At 72.0% G+C, this 17,803-nt stretch carries 21 protein-coding genes; 11 read left to right on the top strand and 10 right to left on the bottom strand.

The window, feature by feature from the left end; translation table 11 throughout:
• Positions 1-175: 175 nt before the first annotated feature.
• On the bottom strand, positions 176-631 hold the full coding sequence (locus C7C45_RS10705) for an ATP-binding protein (protein ID WP_110563598.1): 456 nt from the start codon (positions 629-631) through the stop codon (positions 176-178).
• Between the two features lie 120 nt (positions 632-751).
• On the opposite strand from C7C45_RS10705, the gene macS reads away from it, so the two are divergent.
• The gene (gene macS / locus C7C45_RS10700; RefSeq protein WP_110563480.1) at positions 752-1,891 is read left to right on the top strand and encodes a MacS family sensor histidine kinase; all 1,140 of its coding nucleotides are present in this window, start codon (positions 752-754) and stop codon (positions 1,889-1,891) included.
• 14 nt (positions 1,892-1,905) lie between these two features.
• Positions 1,906-2,559, top strand: a complete 654-nt coding sequence (locus C7C45_RS10695; RefSeq protein WP_110563597.1) for a response regulator — start codon at positions 1,906-1,908, stop codon at positions 2,557-2,559.
• A 34-nt stretch (positions 2,560-2,593) separates the two neighbouring features.
• On the opposite strand, the gene C7C45_RS10690 is transcribed toward C7C45_RS10695, so the two are convergent.
• The 3 genes from C7C45_RS10690 to C7C45_RS10680 form a co-directional block, all read right to left on the bottom strand.
• Positions 2,594-3,166 carry a DUF5709 domain-containing protein gene (locus C7C45_RS10690; RefSeq protein WP_110563479.1) on the bottom strand — a complete coding sequence of 191 codons (573 nt, stop codon included), beginning with the start codon at positions 3,164-3,166 and terminating at the stop codon, positions 2,594-2,596.
• Positions 3,167-3,255: 89 nt separating this feature from the next.
• Positions 3,256-4,020, bottom strand: a complete 765-nt coding sequence (locus C7C45_RS10685) for an ATP-binding protein (RefSeq protein WP_244200324.1) — start codon at positions 4,018-4,020, stop codon at positions 3,256-3,258.
• Positions 4,021-4,076: 56 nt separating this feature from the next.
• A complete protein-coding gene (locus C7C45_RS10680) occupies positions 4,077-5,078 on the bottom strand; it encodes an SDR family oxidoreductase (protein ID WP_167454697.1) in 1,002 nt (333 codons plus the stop codon).
• A 224-nt stretch (positions 5,079-5,302) separates the two neighbouring features.
• Here C7C45_RS10680 and C7C45_RS10675 point away from each other — a divergent pair, with 224 nt between their 5' ends.
• The gene (locus tag C7C45_RS10675) at positions 5,303-6,502 is read left to right on the top strand and encodes a glycosyltransferase (protein ID WP_110563476.1); all 1,200 of its coding nucleotides are present in this window, start codon (positions 5,303-5,305) and stop codon (positions 6,500-6,502) included.
• A 137-nt stretch (positions 6,503-6,639) separates the two neighbouring features.
• Here the strand turns inward: C7C45_RS10675 and C7C45_RS10670 are convergent, their stop codons facing one another.
• From C7C45_RS10670 to aroA, 4 genes are all read right to left on the bottom strand, one after another.
• Complete coding sequence (locus C7C45_RS10670; protein ID WP_244200331.1) at positions 6,640-7,494, bottom strand: hypothetical protein; 855 nt, start codon at positions 7,492-7,494, stop codon at positions 6,640-6,642.
• 59 nt (positions 7,495-7,553) lie between these two features.
• A complete protein-coding gene (hisN, locus tag C7C45_RS10665) occupies positions 7,554-8,372 on the bottom strand; it encodes a histidinol-phosphatase (protein ID WP_110563474.1) in 819 nt (272 codons plus the stop codon).
• Between the two features lie 28 nt (positions 8,373-8,400).
• Entirely contained in the window at positions 8,401-9,411 is a 1,011-nt protein-coding gene (rsgA, locus tag C7C45_RS10660) for a ribosome small subunit-dependent GTPase A (protein WP_110563473.1), read from the bottom strand.
• A gap of 121 nt (positions 9,412-9,532) precedes the next feature.
• Positions 9,533-10,834: a 3-phosphoshikimate 1-carboxyvinyltransferase gene (gene aroA, locus C7C45_RS10655; RefSeq protein ID WP_110563472.1), complete on the bottom strand. Its 1,302-nt coding sequence runs from the start codon at positions 10,832-10,834 to the stop codon at positions 9,533-9,535.
• 102 nt (positions 10,835-10,936) lie between these two features.
• On the opposite strand from aroA, the gene C7C45_RS10650 reads away from it, so the two are divergent.
• The 5 genes from C7C45_RS10650 to rsrA all read left to right on the top strand — a co-directional run bounded on the left by C7C45_RS10650 (position 10,937) and on the right by rsrA (position 14,324).
• Entirely contained in the window at positions 10,937-11,638 is a 702-nt protein-coding gene (locus tag C7C45_RS10650) for an SOS response-associated peptidase (protein WP_110563471.1), read from the top strand.
• Between the two features lie 195 nt (positions 11,639-11,833).
• Positions 11,834-12,226, top strand: a complete 393-nt coding sequence (locus C7C45_RS10645) for a WhiB family transcriptional regulator (RefSeq protein ID WP_110563470.1) — start codon at positions 11,834-11,836, stop codon at positions 12,224-12,226.
• A gap of 52 nt (positions 12,227-12,278) precedes the next feature.
• On the top strand, positions 12,279-12,899 hold the full coding sequence (locus C7C45_RS10640) for an alpha/beta hydrolase family protein (RefSeq protein ID WP_110563469.1): 621 nt from the start codon (positions 12,279-12,281) through the stop codon (positions 12,897-12,899).
• Positions 12,900-13,207: 308 nt separating this feature from the next.
• Positions 13,208-14,035, top strand: coding sequence for a sigma-70 family RNA polymerase sigma factor (locus tag C7C45_RS10635; RefSeq protein ID WP_110563468.1), 828 nt, complete (start codon positions 13,208-13,210; stop codon positions 14,033-14,035).
• Position 14,036: 1 nt separating this feature from the next.
• On the top strand, positions 14,037-14,324 hold the full coding sequence (gene rsrA / locus C7C45_RS10630; RefSeq protein WP_030336658.1) for a mycothiol system anti-sigma-R factor: 288 nt from the start codon (positions 14,037-14,039) through the stop codon (positions 14,322-14,324).
• A 123-nt stretch (positions 14,325-14,447) separates the two neighbouring features.
• Here the strand turns inward: rsrA and C7C45_RS35830 are convergent, their stop codons facing one another.
• On the bottom strand, positions 14,448-14,522 hold the full coding sequence (locus tag C7C45_RS35830) for a 50S ribosomal protein bL37 (RefSeq protein WP_369814844.1): 75 nt from the start codon (positions 14,520-14,522) through the stop codon (positions 14,448-14,450).
• 221 nt (positions 14,523-14,743) lie between these two features.
• On the opposite strand from C7C45_RS35830, the gene C7C45_RS10620 reads away from it, so the two are divergent.
• Together C7C45_RS10620 and C7C45_RS10615 are read left to right on the top strand one after the other, a co-directional pair.
• Positions 14,744-14,965 (top strand): biotin/lipoyl-binding carrier protein, encoded by a 222-nt coding sequence (locus tag C7C45_RS10620; RefSeq protein ID WP_208641127.1) that lies wholly within the window; start codon positions 14,744-14,746, stop codon positions 14,963-14,965.
• On the top strand, positions 14,962-15,471 hold the full coding sequence (locus C7C45_RS10615) for a GNAT family N-acetyltransferase (protein ID WP_110563465.1): 510 nt from the start codon (positions 14,962-14,964) through the stop codon (positions 15,469-15,471). Before C7C45_RS10620 ends, C7C45_RS10615 begins: the two co-directional genes overlap by 4 nt.
• Positions 15,472-15,486: 15 nt before the next feature.
• Here the strand turns inward: C7C45_RS10615 and C7C45_RS10610 are convergent, their stop codons facing one another.
• Positions 15,487-16,104, bottom strand: a complete 618-nt coding sequence (locus tag C7C45_RS10610) for a TetR/AcrR family transcriptional regulator (RefSeq protein ID WP_110563464.1) — start codon at positions 16,102-16,104, stop codon at positions 15,487-15,489.
• Positions 16,105-16,216: 112 nt separating this feature from the next.
• Between C7C45_RS10610 and C7C45_RS10605 the strand changes: the two genes are divergently transcribed.
• Positions 16,217-17,800 carry an MDR family MFS transporter gene (locus tag C7C45_RS10605; protein WP_110563463.1) on the top strand — a complete coding sequence of 528 codons (1,584 nt, stop codon included), beginning with the start codon at positions 16,217-16,219 and terminating at the stop codon, positions 17,798-17,800.
• Positions 17,801-17,803: the final 3 nt, after the last annotated feature.

The raw sequence follows: 17,803 nt of genomic DNA, 5'->3' as shown, positions 1-17,803 counted from the left end.
CCTGTCCCCGAGATATGCGGGTCTGGGTGGTTTTGTCGCAACAGTAAGTGCAAGATCGCCGGGGTTGGCGGGGGCGCGGGGCGCGGGGCGCGGGGCGAGGGGCGAGGGGCGCGGGGCGAGGGGCGAGGGGCGCGGGGCGAGGGGTGGGGCAGAGGGGTGGGGCAGGGGGGGTGGGTTAGTTCGGGGTGTGGTTGGGGCTGGTGAGGCCGGTGGTGACGCGGACTGTGGTGCCGGCGGTGCTGGTGACGACCTCCATGGCGTCGGTCAGCTCGCGGGCCAGCCAGAGGCCCCAACCGCCGGCGGTGTCCGGGGCCGGCCGAGTGCGGTCGCCCAACCGCTGTGGGCTGATCCCGCGCCCGTGGTCGGCGACCTCGCACACCAGCAGGCTCGACTCGTGCCAGAGCCGCAGCCATCCGCGCCCGCCGCCGTGCCGCACCGCGTTGGTGATCAACTCGTTGATCGCGAGCACGAAGTCGTCCAGCCGTTGGCCGGCGAGCCCGGAGGCGTGCGCACAGGAGGTGACCGAGTGTCGAATCTCGGTCACCTGGGCCTGGTCGAAGGCGTCGGCGATCAGGAGGGCAGGTTCGATGGGCACAACCGTACGCGGTGCGTGCGGATCTGCGTTGGTCATGGGCCCGTCCTGGCGGCGGATCTCGGAGTACTTCGCGGCTTTTCCACCGTACGTCAGGGTTTCCCGAACCGCACTCACTGCTCGCCGTGCCACTGGCCCGGTTGTGGCATCCTGACCGCCATGCCGTCGCCGCCAGGTGGATTCGAGGTGCCGCTGTGGCGTGCGCTCACCGTTTTCCGGCTGGCGTCCCTGGCGTACGTCTGCGTGCTCGCGATCCGCGACTCCGACCGGTACGCCCACCCGTACGCCGTCGGCACGCTGCTCCTCGTGATGATCATCTGGACCGGCGTGACCGCGATCGGGTACGCCCGACCGGCCTGGCGGCGCTGGCCGCTGCTGCTGGCCGACCTCGGGGTGGTGCTGGCCGTCGTGCTGGCCACCCCGTGGGTGGTCGGTCGGGCGGCGCTCGCCACCGGCGTACCCACCATGGGGGTGGCCTGGATGGCCGGCCCGGTGCTGGCCTGGGCCGTCTCGGGTGGCCGCCGGCGCGGCACGATCGCGGCGTTGCTGGTCGCCGGCGCGGACCTGACCACCCGGGAGCGGATAGGTCAGTCCTCGTTCACCGGGGTGATCCTGATGCTGCTCGCCGGAGTGGTGGTCGGGCACATGGCCCGGCTCGCGGCGAGCGCCGAGGAACGGCTGCAACGCGCGGTGGAGCTGGAGGCCGCCACCCGGGAGCGGGAGCGGCTGGCCCGCGGCATCCACGACTCGGTGCTCCAGGTGCTGGCGCTGGTGCAGCGTCGTGGCGCTGACCTGCCCGGCGAGGCCGGCGAGCTGGCCCGTCTGGCCGGCGAGCAGGAGGTCGCCTTGCGGGCGCTGATCGCCGGCGCCAGCCCGACCGCCGCCGTGCACCCGGACGGCCCCGAGGCCGCCGCAGTGGACCTGCGGACTCTCCTCGGCCGGTACGCCTCCCCGGCGGTGGCGCTCTCCGCCCCGGCCACCCCGGTGCCGCTGCCTCGACGGGTGGCCGGAGAGTTGGCCGCCGCGACCGGCGCGGCGCTCGACAACGTGGGGCGGCACGCCGGCGGGCGGGCCTGGGTGCTGATCGAGGACGAGGGGGCGACGGTGACCGTGTCGATCCGCGACGAGGGGCCGGGTATTCCGGACGGCCGGCTGGCCGAGGCGGCCGCTCAGGGCCGGCTCGGCGTGACCCAGTCGATCCGGGGCCGGGTGGCCGAGCTGGGCGGGACGGTTCGCATCGTGTCCGCCCCCGAGGCCGGCACCGAGATCGAGCTGACCGTGCCGAGGACGCGGCGGTGAACCCGACCCGGGTGATGGTGGTCGACGACCATCCGATGTGGCGCGAGGGTGTGGCCCGGGACCTGACCGAGGCCGGTTTCCTGGTGGTGGCGACCAGCGGGGAGGGGCGACAGGCCATCCGGATCGCCGCCGCAGCCCGGCCCGACGTGGTCGTCCTCGACCTGCAGTTACCGGACGTTTCTGGCGTCGAGGTGATCCTCGGGCTGCGCGCGGCGCTGCCCGACGTGCGGGTGCTGATGCTCAGCGCCAGCGGCGAACAGCAGAGTGTGCTGGACGCGGTCAAGGCGGGGGCCACCGGCTACCTGATGAAGTCGACCGCCCCCGCCGAGTTCCTCGATGCGGTCCGCCGCACCGCAGCCGGCGAGGCGGTCTTCACCCCCGGCCTGGCCGGGCTCGTCCTCGGCGAGTACCGCCGGCTGGCCGCCGGACCGGGACAGGGGACCGACCCGGCCGGCAGCGCGGGGCCCGTGACGCCCCAGCTCACCGACCGGGAGACGGAGGTGCTGCGGCTGGTGGCGAAGGGCGTGTCCTACAAGCAGATCGCGCAGCGGCTCGGGCTGTCGCACCGCACCGTGCAGAACCACGTGCAGAACACCCTGGGCAAACTGCAACTGCACAACCGCGTCGAGCTGACCCGGTACGCCATCGAACGCGGCCTGGGCGACTGACCCGGGTCAGACCGAGCTGAGCGACTGACCCGGGTCAGACCGAGCGCGGCGGCTCCGTCTCGTGGATGGCCAACTCCTCGGCGGTCGCCCCGCCGCCAGCGGAACCGGCGTCGTACGCCACCGAGTCGGTCTCCTGGTCGGTGTGCGACCCCTCGTCCGGTTCCACCAGCCGGCCCACCGTGGCGTCGGCCACCGTGCCGAGCTGGCCATGGTCGTAGAGGGAGACCGGCGAGTTCGGGTCCGAGGTGGGCCCCGGGTCGATCACGTCGGCGTCCAGCTGGGCCTCTGCCGCGGCTTCCAGGTTGTCGGCCTCGAAGGCGATCTTCGGGTCGATCGTCCCGGCCAGCGGGTCGTCCGCCGGTCGCTCGTAGACCTCCCGGTCGAGCTTGTAGTCCAACGACTCACCGTCGAGCTGTTCCTCGGCGGTCGTACCGAACCGGTCCACCGCCACCGGCGTCCGGTCGCCGGGCAGTTGGGCCGGGTCCGGGCCGTCCGCCTCGCGCCCGGTGAGCACGTCGTCGTTGGCGGTCGAGTCGTCATCGGCGGTGTCGGGAAGCCCTTGCGCCTCGGTGTCGGACACGGGGGTCGGGTACTCGTTGTCGCGCATGTCTGATCACTACCCGCTGCCCTGCCGCCATAACCGGAGCACCGCCGGCCATGCCCCGGCGAAACCGGCACCGGAGGTGAAAATCCCCGTCACTCGGAGCCCGCGGCCTCGTCGTCCGGGTGCAGCACGCACCAGACGACCTTGCCGTCCGGTACGGCGCTGCTGCCCCAGCGACGGGCCACCGTGTCGATCAGCAGCAGCCCTCGGCCACCGATCCGGTTCGGCGGGGACAGCCCGGCGAACGTCGGCCGACGCGTGGAGCGATCGCGGACCGCCAGGTGCAGGGCGCTGTCCTGGGGAGCCAGCCGCACCGTCATCGGAGTTCGGGCGTGCGCCACCACGTTGTTGACCATCTCGGTGATCGCGATGCAGGCCGGGTCGATGAGCGTCGGCATACCCCAGCGTTCGCAACCGGCGGCGACCAGCTCGCGGGCCTCCCGGGCCGCTCCCACCGTCGGGGCCAGTTCGGCGGTGAGCACCGCCGCCAGCGGCGCCGCAGCGGCCAGCGCGCCGTCCAGAGCCGGCCAGGCCGGCACACCGGCCACCATGGCCGGCCAGGCCGGCACACCGGCCAGCGGCGCGTCCGCGTCGTCGGGCCCGTCCATCGTCGGGTCATACAGCAGCAGATCCGCGGCGGGCCAGTCGGCGACCTCCCGGCGAACCTCGGCGAAGACACCCCACCCCGTCGGGTCGACGATCCGCAGTCCGGTCACGTCGGCCACCACCGGGCCTGGCCGGTCGCAGAGTCGGGCCAGCAGCGCGCCGCGTACCGCCTCGGCTCCGGCGGCGTCGAGCACCCCGGACAGCCGGACCACCACCGACGAATCATCGATGTCCACGAGGCAGCTCGACATGATCGCCCCATTGTGCGCGTCGGTGACAGTTCGCGCATTCGGACGCCCGATGCCGGTCATCGGCCAGCCAACCGGGACCGGCGGTTGATCGCCGCCATCGTGCCGACCGCGGTGCCGGCGGCGGCGAGGCCGAACGCGGCCGTCATCCGCACCAACTGACGCCGTCGGCCGTGCCAGCCGCCGTCGCGCTGGGCCTGGGCGTCGGCGTGGAAAACGTTGCCGCTGCTGTCCACCCGGGCACCCGGACCGAACTGGGTGCGGTGGGCGTACCAGCCGAGGGTGCGCTCCACCAGCGCGGGCGCCACCCGCCACTGCAGGCCGAACAGCCGGGCCGCGCCACCGGCGTACGCCTCGCGGCGGGGCCGGCGCAGCAACCGGACGATGGTCTCGGCGACCACCTCCGGCGGGTAGATCGGGGGCGGTGGCACCAGCTCCCGTCCGCTGTAGTTTCCCGCGTGCCGGAAGAACGGGGTGTCGATGGTGGCGGGCAGCACGGTGCAGACGGAGATCTGACCGCGACCGGTCACCCGCAGCTCCTGCCGGACCGTGTCGGCCAGCCCTCGGATGCCGTGCTTGGTGGCGTTGTACGCCGACTGGTACGGCATGGCAATCTCGGCCAGCACCGAGGCGTTGTTGACCAGCACCCCGCCGCCGGCCGCGCTGAGGTACGGCAGTGCCGCCTTGATGCCGTGCACCGCCCCGAGCAGGTTGACCTCCAGTACCCGGCGGAACTCGGCGACCGGAATCTCGTCGAACAGACCCACCGCGCTCACCGCGGCGTTGTTCACCCAGGCGTCGATCCGCCCGAACTCGGCCGCCGCCCGATCGGCCAGCCGTTGTACCGACTCCAGGTCGGTCACGTCGGTCGGCACGACAAGTGCCCGGCCGCCCAACTCCCGACAGCGCTGGGCAACCTGTCGTAGGGCCGGCTCGCTGCGGGCGGCAAGCACGACGGCGGCACCGCGACGGGCCAACGCGTACGCGGTGGCCGTGCCGATCCCGCTGGACGCGCCGGTGATCACCACGGTCGAATCGTCGAGGCTGCGGGTGAGCGGCATTCCTGATCGGTACCCCCGCGCGGGCCTGGTCATACCAGGGACCGTTTGTTGATCACCGTGGAAGCGGCAGGAATTGTGGCTGTTGTGATTGCCGTGGCGCAAGCTTCGGTGGCACCTGCGGGGACTGTTCCCGATCTGCCAGGTTTCGACTCCGGGTCCCGAGGTTAATGGGACGCTCTGAACGGGAGGACCACCGCCGAGGAAAGATCGCAGGGAGGTGACCCATGCGCGTCGGCCTCGTCTGCGCGCACGCCAGTTCCTATCGCCACGCCGACGGCCCGCCGGTCGGTACCCGACAGCACATTGCGCGGGTCGCCACCGAGTTGGCCGAGCGGGGCCATGACGTCCGCCTCTACGACCGCCGGGACGACCCGACGCTGCCGGCGACGATGAACATCGACGGCTACCAGGTGCACCAGGTGCCCGCCGGCCCGCCCACCCCGCTACCCACCGCCGAGCTGATTCCGTACGTGACGGAGGTCGGCCGCTGGTTGGCCGACGAGTGGTCGGGTGCCTGGCGACCCGAGGTGGTGCACGGGCACTACTGGGTCGGTGGCCTGGCCGCCGCACACGCCGTTCGGGAGACCGACATTCCGGTGGTGCAGACCTTCCACTCGCTCGGCATCGAGCAGCTGCGTCACCTGGGCGGCCACTACGACGGGCCGGGGGAGCGGATCACGCTGGAACGTGCGCTGACCCGGGCGGTGGACATCGCCGTGGCCCAGTCGAACGACGAGGTCGACGAGCTCACCCGGATGGGTCTGCAACGCAGCTCGGTCGCCTTGGTGCCGGCCGGGGTGGACATCGAGCAGTTCCAGCCCGACGGCGAGGCCGCACCGCGCGAACAACGGTCCCGCATCCTCTCGGTGGGGTCACTCGCCGCGGGCCACGGTCAGGAGGACCTGATCCGGGCGATGCGTCTGGTCGGTGACGCCGAGCTGGTGATCGCCGGTGGACCGCCGGCCGACCAGTTGGTCAACCACGCGGAGGCGCGACGGCTGCGCGAGTTGGCCGAGCAGATCGGCGTCGTCGACCAGGTGCGGCTCGTCGGCGCGGTGCCGCACGACCAGATGGCCACCTGGTACCGGTCGGCGGACGTGGTCGCCTGCACCCCGCACTACTCCTCCGCCGGGCGGGTCTCGCTGGAGGCGATGGCCTGCGGCGTGCCGGTGATCGGCTACGCGATGGGCGGCCTGGCGGACGCCGTCGTCGACGAGGTCACCGGCCGGCTGGTGCCCCCCGGCGACGTGCGGGCGCTCGGAGTCTCGCTGCGCCGGCTGCTCGCCGACAACGCCGGTCGTTTCGCGTACGGGCACGCCGCGGTGGACCGGGTGCGCAGCAGCTACACGTGGGAGCGCACCGCCGGCGCGTTGGAGCGCCTCTACGAACGGGTGGTGAGTCGCCGCAAGCCCGTCGAGGCGTAGTGGGGTCAGCCCGGGCGATCTTGCAGTTTCGGTCGCCGTTTTGCGTGACATGCCCCTTAGGTTGGGGCAGAAAGTGCAAGATCGCGTAGCCGAAGGAGGGCAGTGCGACGGTGTTGTCCGCCGGGCGGCCCGGACCGTCAGCCCGGCCGGCCGACGGCGACCATTGCCTGGTCGCGGCGGCGCGCCACCGAGCGTTGCTGCTGCGGCTCGGCGTACCGGGTCAGCCCGATCACCGCCGCCAGGGTGACCAGGAAACCGGCCGCCGCCAGCCACTCCCGCCCCGGCCAGATCTTGTCGTTGAGCAGCAGCAGGCCGACGATCGCGGCCGGCACCGCACCGGCGGCGTCCATGGCGGCGACCGCGGCGGTCGTCGAGCCACGCTGCATGGCCAGACCGAGCAGCAGTTGACCGACGATCGAGTGGGCGATCAGCAGGTAGAACAGCGGGTGGGAGAGGAACGCCTCGGCGGACGACGCGGACGCCAGGGGCCGGGCGGCGACCGCCGCCGAGCTGAACGCCAACCCGGCCAGCGAGCCGAGGGCCACCGAACCGGGTGCCCCGCGCAGCCGGACGGCGAAGACACCGAGCACCGCGATGACGCCGAGTGCCACCAGCAGGGCGATCGCGCCGGCGGTGCCGAGCTGCTTCGACGGGGCCGGCCGGGCGGACAGCACCAGCGCGGTGATCCCGGCGAAGAGCAGGCCCAGCAGCACCACCTCCGCCACCGGTAGTCGCCACTTCAGCACCAGCACGCCGAGGATGGCGGTCACCCCGAGCCCGGCCGCGACGCTCGCCTGCACCAGGAACAGCGGCAGGTCCCGGCGGGCCAGGAAGGCGAGCACGAAACCGCCGATCTGGCAGCCCAGGCCGACCAGGTACGTCCGGTGCCCGGCAAGGCGCAGCAGCAGGCCCGGATCGAAGGTGTGGTGGACCGTGGTGCGGGCCGCGGCCACCGACTGGAGAAGGTTGGCGAAGCCGTACGCGACGATCATCGCCGCGAGGAAGCACCAGCCGGAGGAGACCACCTGGCGAGGATAGAGGTTGCCGACGGTCAGCGCTCGGCTGGAGGATCGAGCCGCGTGAGGATGTCGGCGTGCAGAACACCGTTGGTGGCCACCACGCTGCTGTCGGTGCCAGGGGCCCCGGCCGGGGCCGGTCGACCGGACAGATCCGTGATCGTGCCACCCGCCTCGGTGACGATCGGCACCAGCGCCGCCACGTCCCACAGGGACAACTCCGGCTCGACCATCACGTCCAGTGCGCCCTCGGCCAGCAGCATGTAACCGTAGAAGTCGCCGTACGCCCGGCTGCGCCAACTGGCGCGTATCAGGTCGAGCATCGCGTCGAGCCGACCGGCCTGCTCCCACCCCTCCAGGGACGAGTAGCAGAAGCTGGCGTCCGCGATCCGCTGCACGGCGGACACCCCGATCCGCTCGCCGTCGGCAGGGCCCGGCCCGGCGTACGCGCCCGCGCCCGCGCTCGCCCACCAGCGCCGGCCCAGCGCCGGTGCGGACACCACGCCGACCGCCGGCCGGTCGCCGTCGTAGAGCGCGATCAGGGTGGCCCACACCGGCACTCCACGGACGAAGTTCTTGGTGCCGTCGATCGGGTCGATGATCCAACGACGGCCGTCCGGGTCGCTGGCCGGCTGCGCCCCGTACTCCTCCCCGAGCAGCCCGTCGGCGGGCCGGTGCTCGGCCAGCAGGGCGCGGATCTCCCGCTCCACGGCGGTGTCCGCGTCGGAGACCGGGGTCAGGTCGGGCTTCGCCTCGACCCGCAGGTCGAGCGCGCGGAACCGGGACGTGGCGATGGCGTCGGCTCGGTCGGCGAGCAGGTGGGCGAGGGCGAGGTCGTCGGCGTACCCGGTCATGCCGGCAACCTAGCCGACGCCCGTCGGCTCACTCGTCGGGCCCGCGCCGGTCACCCTCGCCGGGCCCGCGCTGGTCGCTCTCGCCACGCGAGTCACCGTCGCCGGCGCGGGAGGCGAGCAATCGACGGTACGACGCCAGCCGGCGCGGATCGGCCTTGCCGGCAGCCACCCAGGCGTCGAGCCCGCAGGCGGCCTCGTCGGCCGTGTGCTGGCAGTTGGGCGGGCAGTCGACGGTGCCCTCGACCAGATCCGGGAAGCCGTGCAGCAGGCTGTCGGCGGAGACGTGTGCCAGCCCGAAGCTGCGGATCCCGGGGGTGTCGATGATCCAGCCCGGGTCGGTGTCGACGCCGGGCACCGGTGGCAACCGCAGCGCCACCGCGCTGGTGGAGGTGTGCCGACCCCGGCCGATCGCGCTGACCACGCCGACCGCGCGCAGGGCGTCCGGGACGAGACGGTTGACAAGCGTCGACTTGCCCACCCCGGAGTGCCCGACCAGTACCGACACCTTGCCGCTCAGCAGCGCTCGGAGCGCGTCGAGGTCGGAGTCGGGGCGGTTGAGCACGTACGGCAGCTCCAGCTCGGTGTAGTAGCCCAGTACCTCCTCCGGCCCGGCCAGGTCGGCCTTCGTGAGGCAGAGCAGCGGCTCGACGTCCGCGTCGTACGCGGCCACCAGGCAGCGGTCGATGAACCCGGTGCGCGGCGGCGGGTCGGCCAGCGCGCTGACGATCACCAACTGGTCGGCGTTGGCCACCACCACCCGTTCCAGCCGGCCCTCGGCGGTGGTCTCGTCGTCGTCGGCGGTGCGGCGCAGCACCGAGCGGCGCTCGGCGATCCGGACGATGCGGGCGAGGGCGCCCTCCGCCCCGGACGTGTCCCCGACCAGGCTGACCCGGTCGCCGACCACCACCGATTTGCGGCCCAGCTCACGGGCCCGCATCGCGGTGACCGTGGGTAGCTCGGCCCCCACCACGCCGCGCTCGGCCCCGGCCAGCACGCACTGGTAGCGCCCCCGGTCGACGGCGATGACGAAGCCGTCCACGGCGTCGGCGTGCTGGGGCCGGGTGCGCGTACGCGGGCGCGACGACTTCCCGGGTCGGACCCGTACGTCGTCCTCGTCGTACTCCCGCCGTTTGGTCGCCAGGACCTGTCCTCTTCTCGCGTCAGCTCTTGCCGGTCACCATCGCTGACCATAGTGCCGGGAACTCGGGCATGGTCTTCGAGGTACACCCCACGTCGTCCACCTCGATGCCGGGAACGGCGAGCCCGGCCACCGCGGCGGAGTGCGCCATGCGGTGATCCTGGTAGGTGCGGAACACCCCGCCGCGCAGCGGCCGGGGCCGGATCTCCAGCCCGTCCGGCGCCTCGGTGACGTCCGCCCCGAGTGCGGTGAACTCGCGCGCGAGCGCGGTCAGCCGGTCGGTTTCGTGGCCACGGATGTGCCCGATGCCGGTGAAGACCGACGGAGAGTCGGCAAGCATGGCCAGTGCGGTCAGCGCCGGCGTCAGCTCACTGACGTCGGAGAGGTCGGCGGTCAGACCGTGCACCACGCCGGTGCCCCGGACGGTCAGCCCACTGGTCGAGAGGGTGACCTCTCCACCCATCCGTTGCAGCAGCGAGCGGAGCTGCTCGACCGGCTGCGCGCTGCTGTGTGGCCAACCCTGCAGGGTCACCTCGCCGCCGGTCACCAGGGCGGCGGCGAAGAACGGCACCGCGCCGGAGAGGTCTGGTTCGATTTGCCAGCCGCGGCCGGTGAGCGGGCCCGGCTCGACGGTCCACACGTCGGGGGTGGTGTCGTCGACGGCTGCCCCGGCGGCACGCAACATCTGCACCGTCATCCGGAGGTGCGGCGCGGACGGCACCGGCGGGCCGACGTGCCGCACCACGACGCCACGGTCGAAGCGCGGGGCGGCCAGCAGCAACCCGGAGACGAGTTGGCTGGAGGCGGACGCGTCGATCACCACCTCGCCCCCGGTGACCCGGCCGACGCCGAACACGGTCAGCGGCAGGCTGCCCGAGCCGGCGACGTCGATCCGGACGCCCAGCGAGCGCAGCGCACCGACCAGCGGGCCGAGGGGTCGGGTGCGGGCATGGGGGTCGCCGTCGAAGGTGACCTGCCCGTCGGCGAGCCCGGCCACCGGCGGCGCGAACCGCATCACGGTGCCGGCCAGGCCCACGTCGACGTGCGCGGGGCCGACCAGCGGGTGGGGCCGGACCAACCAGCGCTCGTCGTCGCTGATCGACACGTGCGCGCCCATCGCCCGCAGGCCGGAGGCCATCAACTCGGTGTCGCGGGCGCGTAGCGGCCCGGCCAGCGTCGACGGGCCGGCGGCCAGCGCGCTGAGCACCAGGGCGCGCGCGGTCATCGATTTGGAACCGGGCAGACGCAGCGTCGCCATCACCGGGTCGGATGCGGTCGGTGCGGTCCACGGCTGCGGCGGCCGGGTCGCTGTCAGGTTCCCCACGGTTACATTCTGCCGTGTCGGCCGGTGGACGGCGGGAACCGGCGGTCGTACTCCCGGTTGGCGGGACAGCCGACGGACCCCCCACGCGTTAGCGTGTGGCTCATGTGCGGCAGGTACGCGACGACCCGGAGCTCCGGCGAGCTGAGCGCGCTGTTCGAGTCGTCCGACGACACGGACGGCCTGCTCGGACCGGATCACAACGTCGCGCCCACCGACCCGGTGCCGCTGGTCCGGGTCAGCCCGCAGGGGCACCGCAGTCTCTGCGTCGGTCGTTGGGGTCTGCTGCCGCACTGGTCCCGCTCCGCCGCCGGGGCGGCCCGCATGATCAACGCGCGGGCGGAGACGGTGGCCACCAGTCGGGCGTACGCCGGGTCGTTCTCCCGTCGCCGCTGCCTGGTCCCCGCCGACGGCTGGTACGAGTGGGTCCGCCGGCCCGATGGTGGGCGGCAGGCCTTTTACCTGACCCCCCGCGACGGCTCGGTGCTCGCCCTGGCCGGCATCTGGTCGGTCTGGGGGTCCGGCGCCGACAACCGGCTCACCTTCAGCGTGCTGACCACCGCGGCGCTCGGTGACCTGGCCGAGGTGCACGACCGGATGCCGGTGCTGCTGCCGCCGGAGCGCTGGTCGTCGTGGCTGGCGCCGACCGACGAGCCGGAGCGGCTGCTCATTCCGGCGTCGGCGGAGTGGCTTGCCGGGTTGGAGATTCGCCCGGTGGGGGCGGCGGTGGGCGACGTTCGTAACGACGGGCCGCACCTGACCGCCCGGGTGCCGGCGGTGACTCCGCAGGAGTTGACTCTGTTCTGAGCCCGAGGGCATCGTTGGGTGCCGATTTGCCAGGGTTGCGCTCGATTCGTCTCCTGGCTGTTCAGTCATGTTCCCGGCAGACCCTTGTCCCGGTGTTGCGAAGTGCGATAGAACACAGCGCCGGTAGTGGCTGTCGATTCGCACAGGGCGGACGACGTCCACAGCTTTTGCCGGTCCCACGGGGGAGGTGGGTGGATGACACGGGCGCGTATGCCCCGCCCGCACGAGGTGGCTGCGGCGCGGCGAGATCCGCGACTGCTGCGGGCCGTGCGGGAACGACGACAGGACGACGCGTGGCGCACCAGAGGCACGTGCCAGGCGGTCGATCCGGAGACATTCTTTCCGGCACCGAACGAGCCGGTGGACGCCGCCGTCGCGCTGTGCCGCAGCTGTGACGTGCAGGGGTCCTGCCTGGCCTGGGCCCTCGACGTCGGCGACTGCCACGGTGTCTGGGGCGCCACCACGCCCCGCGAACGGCGGGCGATGCTGGTCGCCTGGCGCGGCGAGGTCGAACCCGACCCGGATGCCGTCGACGACGCCGGCCCGCCGGTGCGGGATCGCCTGCTCACGCTGGTCCCGTTGAGCTGATCAGCTCACCCGGTCCGCACCCGTCGCCCGACAGGCGGCGCAGAATGGGTCGGTGCTGCCCAGCGACGAGATCACCACTCCGCGTGGTTCGGCGCGGATCGACACCGATCTGCCGACCCGCCCTGCCACCGCTCTGCTCGTGCTCGGGCACGGCGCGGGCGGCAGTGTCGATGCCCCCGACCTGCTCGCGGTCCGGGACGCGTCGGTCGCGGCCGGCCTGGCGGTGGTCCGGGTGACCCAGCCCTACCGGGTCGCCGGTCGACGTGCGCCGGCACCGGCGGGTCATCTCGACGAGGCCTGGACGGCGGTGCTCGGCGTGCTGCGTGACCGGCACGCCGACGTGCCGACGGTGCTGGTGGGTGGTCGGTCCAGTGGCGCACGGGTGGCCTGCCGGACGGCCCGCGCGGTGGGCGCGGTGGGCGTGCTCGCGTTGGCTTTTCCGCTGCACCCGCCCGGTCGACCGGAGCGCTCTCGGGCCGCCGAACTGGCCACCGGCCTGCCGACGCTTGTCGTCAACGGCGACCGGGACCCGTTCGGGACGCCGCAGCCGGGACCGGCCGTGCAGGTGCTGACCCGACCGGGGGAGACGCACGACCTGCGGCGGGATCCGGCCGGCACCGCTGCCCTCGTCCGCGACTGGCTGCGTGCCCAGGGCTGGGCCGAGTCGGAGTGATCCGACGCGCTCCGGCGGGCCGATCCGGCTCGCTGCGGCGCGACGCGGTCGCCCGGCCCGGCTCGCCCCCGGCCGGTTGGCCCCGGCTCGCCCGGGCGACCGTTTCCGGTGCCCGGCGCGGGTCGTTGCATCCGTTGGTGCCGCCGGCCCGAACCGGACGGGCGATACCAGTCCTCCCAGGCCCTTCCTGGTCCCAGCGCCGGCCGCCGTCGGGGCCGGGACCAGGAACGGGGTGGGTGGGCCGGAATGCCCCAGTGGTCATCTCGCGTTACAACCCCCGGACGACTTTTCTGCGAGGGGGGTGCACGGTGCCGACCGAGACACGGAGCCTGGAACGGGACGAGCGGGACGCCCGGCAGCTGAAGCGGCTGCTGGATGGCCCGGATTGGCCCGCGACGGCGGGACCGGGCGGGGTGGGCGCGGTGAGCACGGGCACACCGGCCGGAAGTGAATCTGCGGGCAGGTCTGTGCGCGTATCCTCGGCGGGGAAGCATCCGACGCGAGGGGATGTGCGGTTGACCACCGAGAAGACGGACGAGCGCAGGGCCCGATTCGAACGGGACGCGATGCCATTCGTCGATCAGCTCTACGCTGCTGGGCTGCGGATGACACGCAACCCGGCGGATGCCGAGGACCTGGTCCAGGAGACCTACCTGAAGGCGTACGCGGCCTTCCACCAGTTCGAGCAGGGCACGAACCTGAAGGCCTGGCTCTACCGGATCCTGACCAACACCTACATCAACTCCTACCGCAAACGGCAGCGCCAGCCGATCCAGGCGCCCACCGAGGAGATCACCGACTGGCAGCTCGCCGAGGCCGAGTCGCACACCTCCAGTGGGCTGCGCTCCGCGGAGACCGAGGCACTGGACCGGCTGCCGGACAGCGACGTCAAGGAGGCCCTCCAGCAGTTGCCGGAGGAGTTCCGCCTGGCCGTCTACCTCACCGATGTCGAGGGCTTCTCGTACAAGGAGGTCGCGGACATCATGGGCACGCCGATCGGCACCGTGATGTCGCGCCTGCACCGGGGCCGTCGTAATCTGCGCAAGCTGCTCGAGCGCTACGCCGGGGAGCGGGGCTTCAGTGCGGCCCGCTCGGCAAAGGGCTCGACTGCCGCCGCTGCCGGCCGGGAGGTGTGACGTGAGCTGTGGGGAGCCGCACGAGACGGATTGCCGCGAAGTGCTCGCGGAGGTCTACCTCTACCTGGATCTGGAGTGCGCCGACGAGCGGCGCTCGCTGATCCGGCACCACCTGGACGAGTGCGGGCCCTGCCTGCGCGAGTACGGGCTTGAGCAGGAGGTGCGGGCGCTGGTGGCTCGTTGCTGCGGCAACGAGACCGCGCCGGACGAGCTGCGCGAGCGACTGCGGGTCAAGCTCACCGAGCTGGTGGTCTTCGAGACCAGTGATTCCCGCGAGTTGGCCGACTGAGCGTCGGTCGTATCTGACGGACCAAGACCGGTGGCCCGGGTCGATGTCGACCCGGGCCACCGGTGTATCCGGCGTCGGCCGGGTCAAGCTGATCGGTGACGGGCCGCCGGCCCGCCGACCCGTTCAGGAGTTGGGACGCTTGCCGTGGTTCGCGGCGCTCTTCTTACGGGCCTTCTTCTTGCGGGACTTCTTCGCCATGCTGACCTCCTCGTGATGGGTCGGATCCGTTCTGCGGACGACCTCGGCGCCGGTGTGCCCACCGGCGGCCCGGCATCGGGTCCGACCCGCTGATGGTAGTGCGGTCGACACCCGCCGCCTTCCCCAGGGCGGGCGCGCTATCCCGGCCGTGCCGCTGCGGGCCCACCGTCGGCAGCCGCATGATTGGATACGTCGGCAGGCACATCGCGAAAAGGGAGGGCCTGGACATGGCCGAGGAGATCCGCGCCGAGATGGTGGCGAACGTCTGGAAGGTCGTCGCCACGGCAGGTGACACCGTGACCGAGGGCGACACCCTGGTGATCCTCGAGTCGATGAAGATGGAGATCCCGGTCATCGCCGAGTCCGATGGTGTGATCGAGCGGCTCGCCGTGCACGAGGGGGACGTCGTGCAGGACGGCGACCTCATTGCGGTGATCGCTTGAGTGGGCTATGGGTTCGTCCTGCCGAGCCGGCCGACTTCCCGGCGGTGGCCCGGCTGACCGTGGCCGCGTACGAGGCGGACGGCCAGCTCAAGGGTGAACACGGGTACGGCACGGTGCTGGCCGACGTATCGACCCGGGCCGTCAGCGGCGAGGTGCTGGTCGCGGTCGACGAGGTGACCGACGCGGTGCTCGGCTCGGTGACGTTCGTGCTGCCGGGCACCCCGTTCGCCGAGTTGTCCGGCCCGGGCGAGGCGGAGTTCCGGATGCTCGCGGTCGACCCGGGCGCGCAGGGGCGGGGTGTCGGCGCCGCGCTGGCCAAGGCGTGTGTCGAGCGCGCGGCCGAGCTGGGCTGCACGGCGGTCGTGATCTGCGTCCGGGCCGGGATGGCCGAGTCGGCGCACCGGCTCTACTCGCGGCTCGGGTTCGTCCGCGCGCCGGAGAAGGACTGGTCGCCGGCGGTGGACGTGGACCTGCTCGGCCTGCGCCTGGACCTGACGCGCGGCTGATCCGCCGCCGACCGATCAGTCCAGGTCGGCCGGGGCTGCGCCCCGGTCGAGCTCCGCCGCCTCGTCGGGATGCGTGCCGATGGCGGCCAACAACTCGTCGGCCACGTCCAGGGCGAGCTTGCGGCGTTCGTCGTCGCTGATGTGCGGGGCGCGGACCGCGAACCAGCTGGTGTGCACTGCGAACAGCGACAGCGCGGCGCGAAGTTGGGCGGCGGGGGAGTCGTCACCCCGGCACAGCGCGTCGGTCAGCTCCAACATCCGACCGCGCATCTGCTGGCCGGCGGAGAGGCTCTTGAGCGCCGTCTGGTTCTGCTCGAAGAAGCGCATCACCGACGGCTGGGTCCCGTCGAACATCGTGTCGGCGTACCGGGAGATCAGCTCGCGCCGGGTGTCCAGGGTGGCGGGCTGCGTGGCGGCCCAGGCGATCAGTGCGTCCATCCCCTCCAGCCGGGCCTCGACGAAGCTGGCGACGATGTCGTCCTTGCTCTTGAAGTGGTAGTAGAGCGCCGCCTTGGTGACATTGAGCCGCTCGGCGATTTCCCGGAGCGAGGTCTTCTCGTACCCCTGCTCGGTGAAGAGCTCGAGCGCGACGGCCTTGATCCGTTCCCGCGTCCCGCCTGTGCTCTCGCTCACCCACGCCCCCCAAATCGCTTGACCGCTGCTTGCTACCCAACTTACCGTGCGGCTAGTAAGGTGACTAGCCGGGCGGCAAGTAAGTAAGGCATTTCTCGGGGGGAGCTTACCCATGACTCAGGCAACACAGACCGGCGTACGACCCAACAACATACGGGTCGTGCTGTTCGGGCTGATGATCGCGATGATGCTCGCGATGCTCGACAACATGATCGTCAGCACCGCGCTACCGCGGATCGTCGGCGAATTCGGCGGCCTCAACCACTTCACCTGGGTGGTCACGGCGTACGTCCTGGGCACCACCGTCTCCACCCCGATCTGGGGCAAGCTCGGTGACCTCTACGGCCGCAAGTCCGTCTTCCTGACCTCGGTCGTCGTCTTCCTCGTCGGCTCGGCCCTCTGTGGCATGGCCGGCTCCGCGATGCTCGGCGGCCCGCAGGACGGCATGGTTCAGCTCATCGCCTTCCGGGCCGTGCAGGGCCTCGGTGCCGGTGGCCTCATGGTCGGCGTGATGGCGATCATCGGTGACCTGGTCCCGCCCCGCGAGCGTGGGCGCTACCAGGGCATGATCGCCGGAATCATGGCCATTGCCATGGTTGCCGGCCCGCTGGCCGGTGGCTTCATCACCGATCACCTCTCCTGGCGCTGGGCGTTCTACGTGAACCTGCCGCTGGGTGGTGTCGCGCTGCTCGTCCTGATCAGCACCATGCACCTGCCGAAGTACCGCACCGAGCACCGGATCGACTGGCTCGGCGCCGGGCTGCTCTCGGTCGGCATCACCGCGATCGTGCTCATCACCACCTGGGGTGGCAACGAGTACGACTGGACGTCACCGCAGATCCTCGGCCTGGCCGTGCTGGCCGTGCTCGCGCTGGTGGCCTTCGGCCTGGTGGAGCGCCGCGTCCAGGAGCCGATCCTCCCGTTGGCGCTCTTCGCCAACCGCAACTTCGCGCTGATCTCGGTGATCGGCTTCCTGCTCGGCTTCGCGATGTTCGGCGCGATGAACTTCCTGCCGCTCTACCAGCAGACCGTGCAGGGAGCGTCGGCGACCAACAGTGGTCTGCTGCTGCTGCCCCTGATGTTCGGCATGCTGGTCGTCTCGCTCGTCATCGGCCGGGCGATCACCAAGAACGGTAAGTACCGGATGTACCCGATCATCGGTGGTGTGGTGATGACCGGGGGCATGGCGCTGCTGTCCATGCTCGACACCGACACCAGCAAGCTGATGTCCTCGCTGTACATGGTCGTGCTCGGCGTCGGCATGGGCTTCCTCATGCAGACGTCGATGCTGATCGCGCAGAACAGCGTGGGGCAGAAGGACCTCGGTGCGGCCAGCGGCGCGGCGACGTTCTTCCGGTCGATCGGCGGCTCGTTCGGCATCTCGCTGTTCGGCGCGATCTTCGCCAACCGGTTGGCCAGCTCGGCCGGTGGCGCAGCCTTCGGCGGCGACGGCGGCGGAATGGACCTGGAGAAGCTCAAGGAACTGCCCGCCCAGGCGCGCGAGGCGGTGCTCGGTGGCCTCTCCGACGCGATCTCGCACGTCTTCCTCTGGGCGGTGCTGTTCACCATCGTGATCCCGGTGCTCGCCTGGTTCATCAAGGAGATCCCGCTGCGCACCGCCAACGAGGCGCCGCCGCAGGCCACTCCGGAGGAGGAGGCCGAGATCGCTCTCGGCAAGGCGGCCCCGGTCGCCTGACCC

It is taken from the genome of Micromonospora arborensis (genome assembly GCF_003205615.1).
GTDB classification, from domain to species: domain Bacteria; phylum Actinomycetota; class Actinomycetes; order Mycobacteriales; family Micromonosporaceae; genus Micromonospora; species Micromonospora arborensis.
Note: the sequence above shows the minus strand (reverse complement) of the source record. Positions and strands in the feature narration are given on the sequence as shown.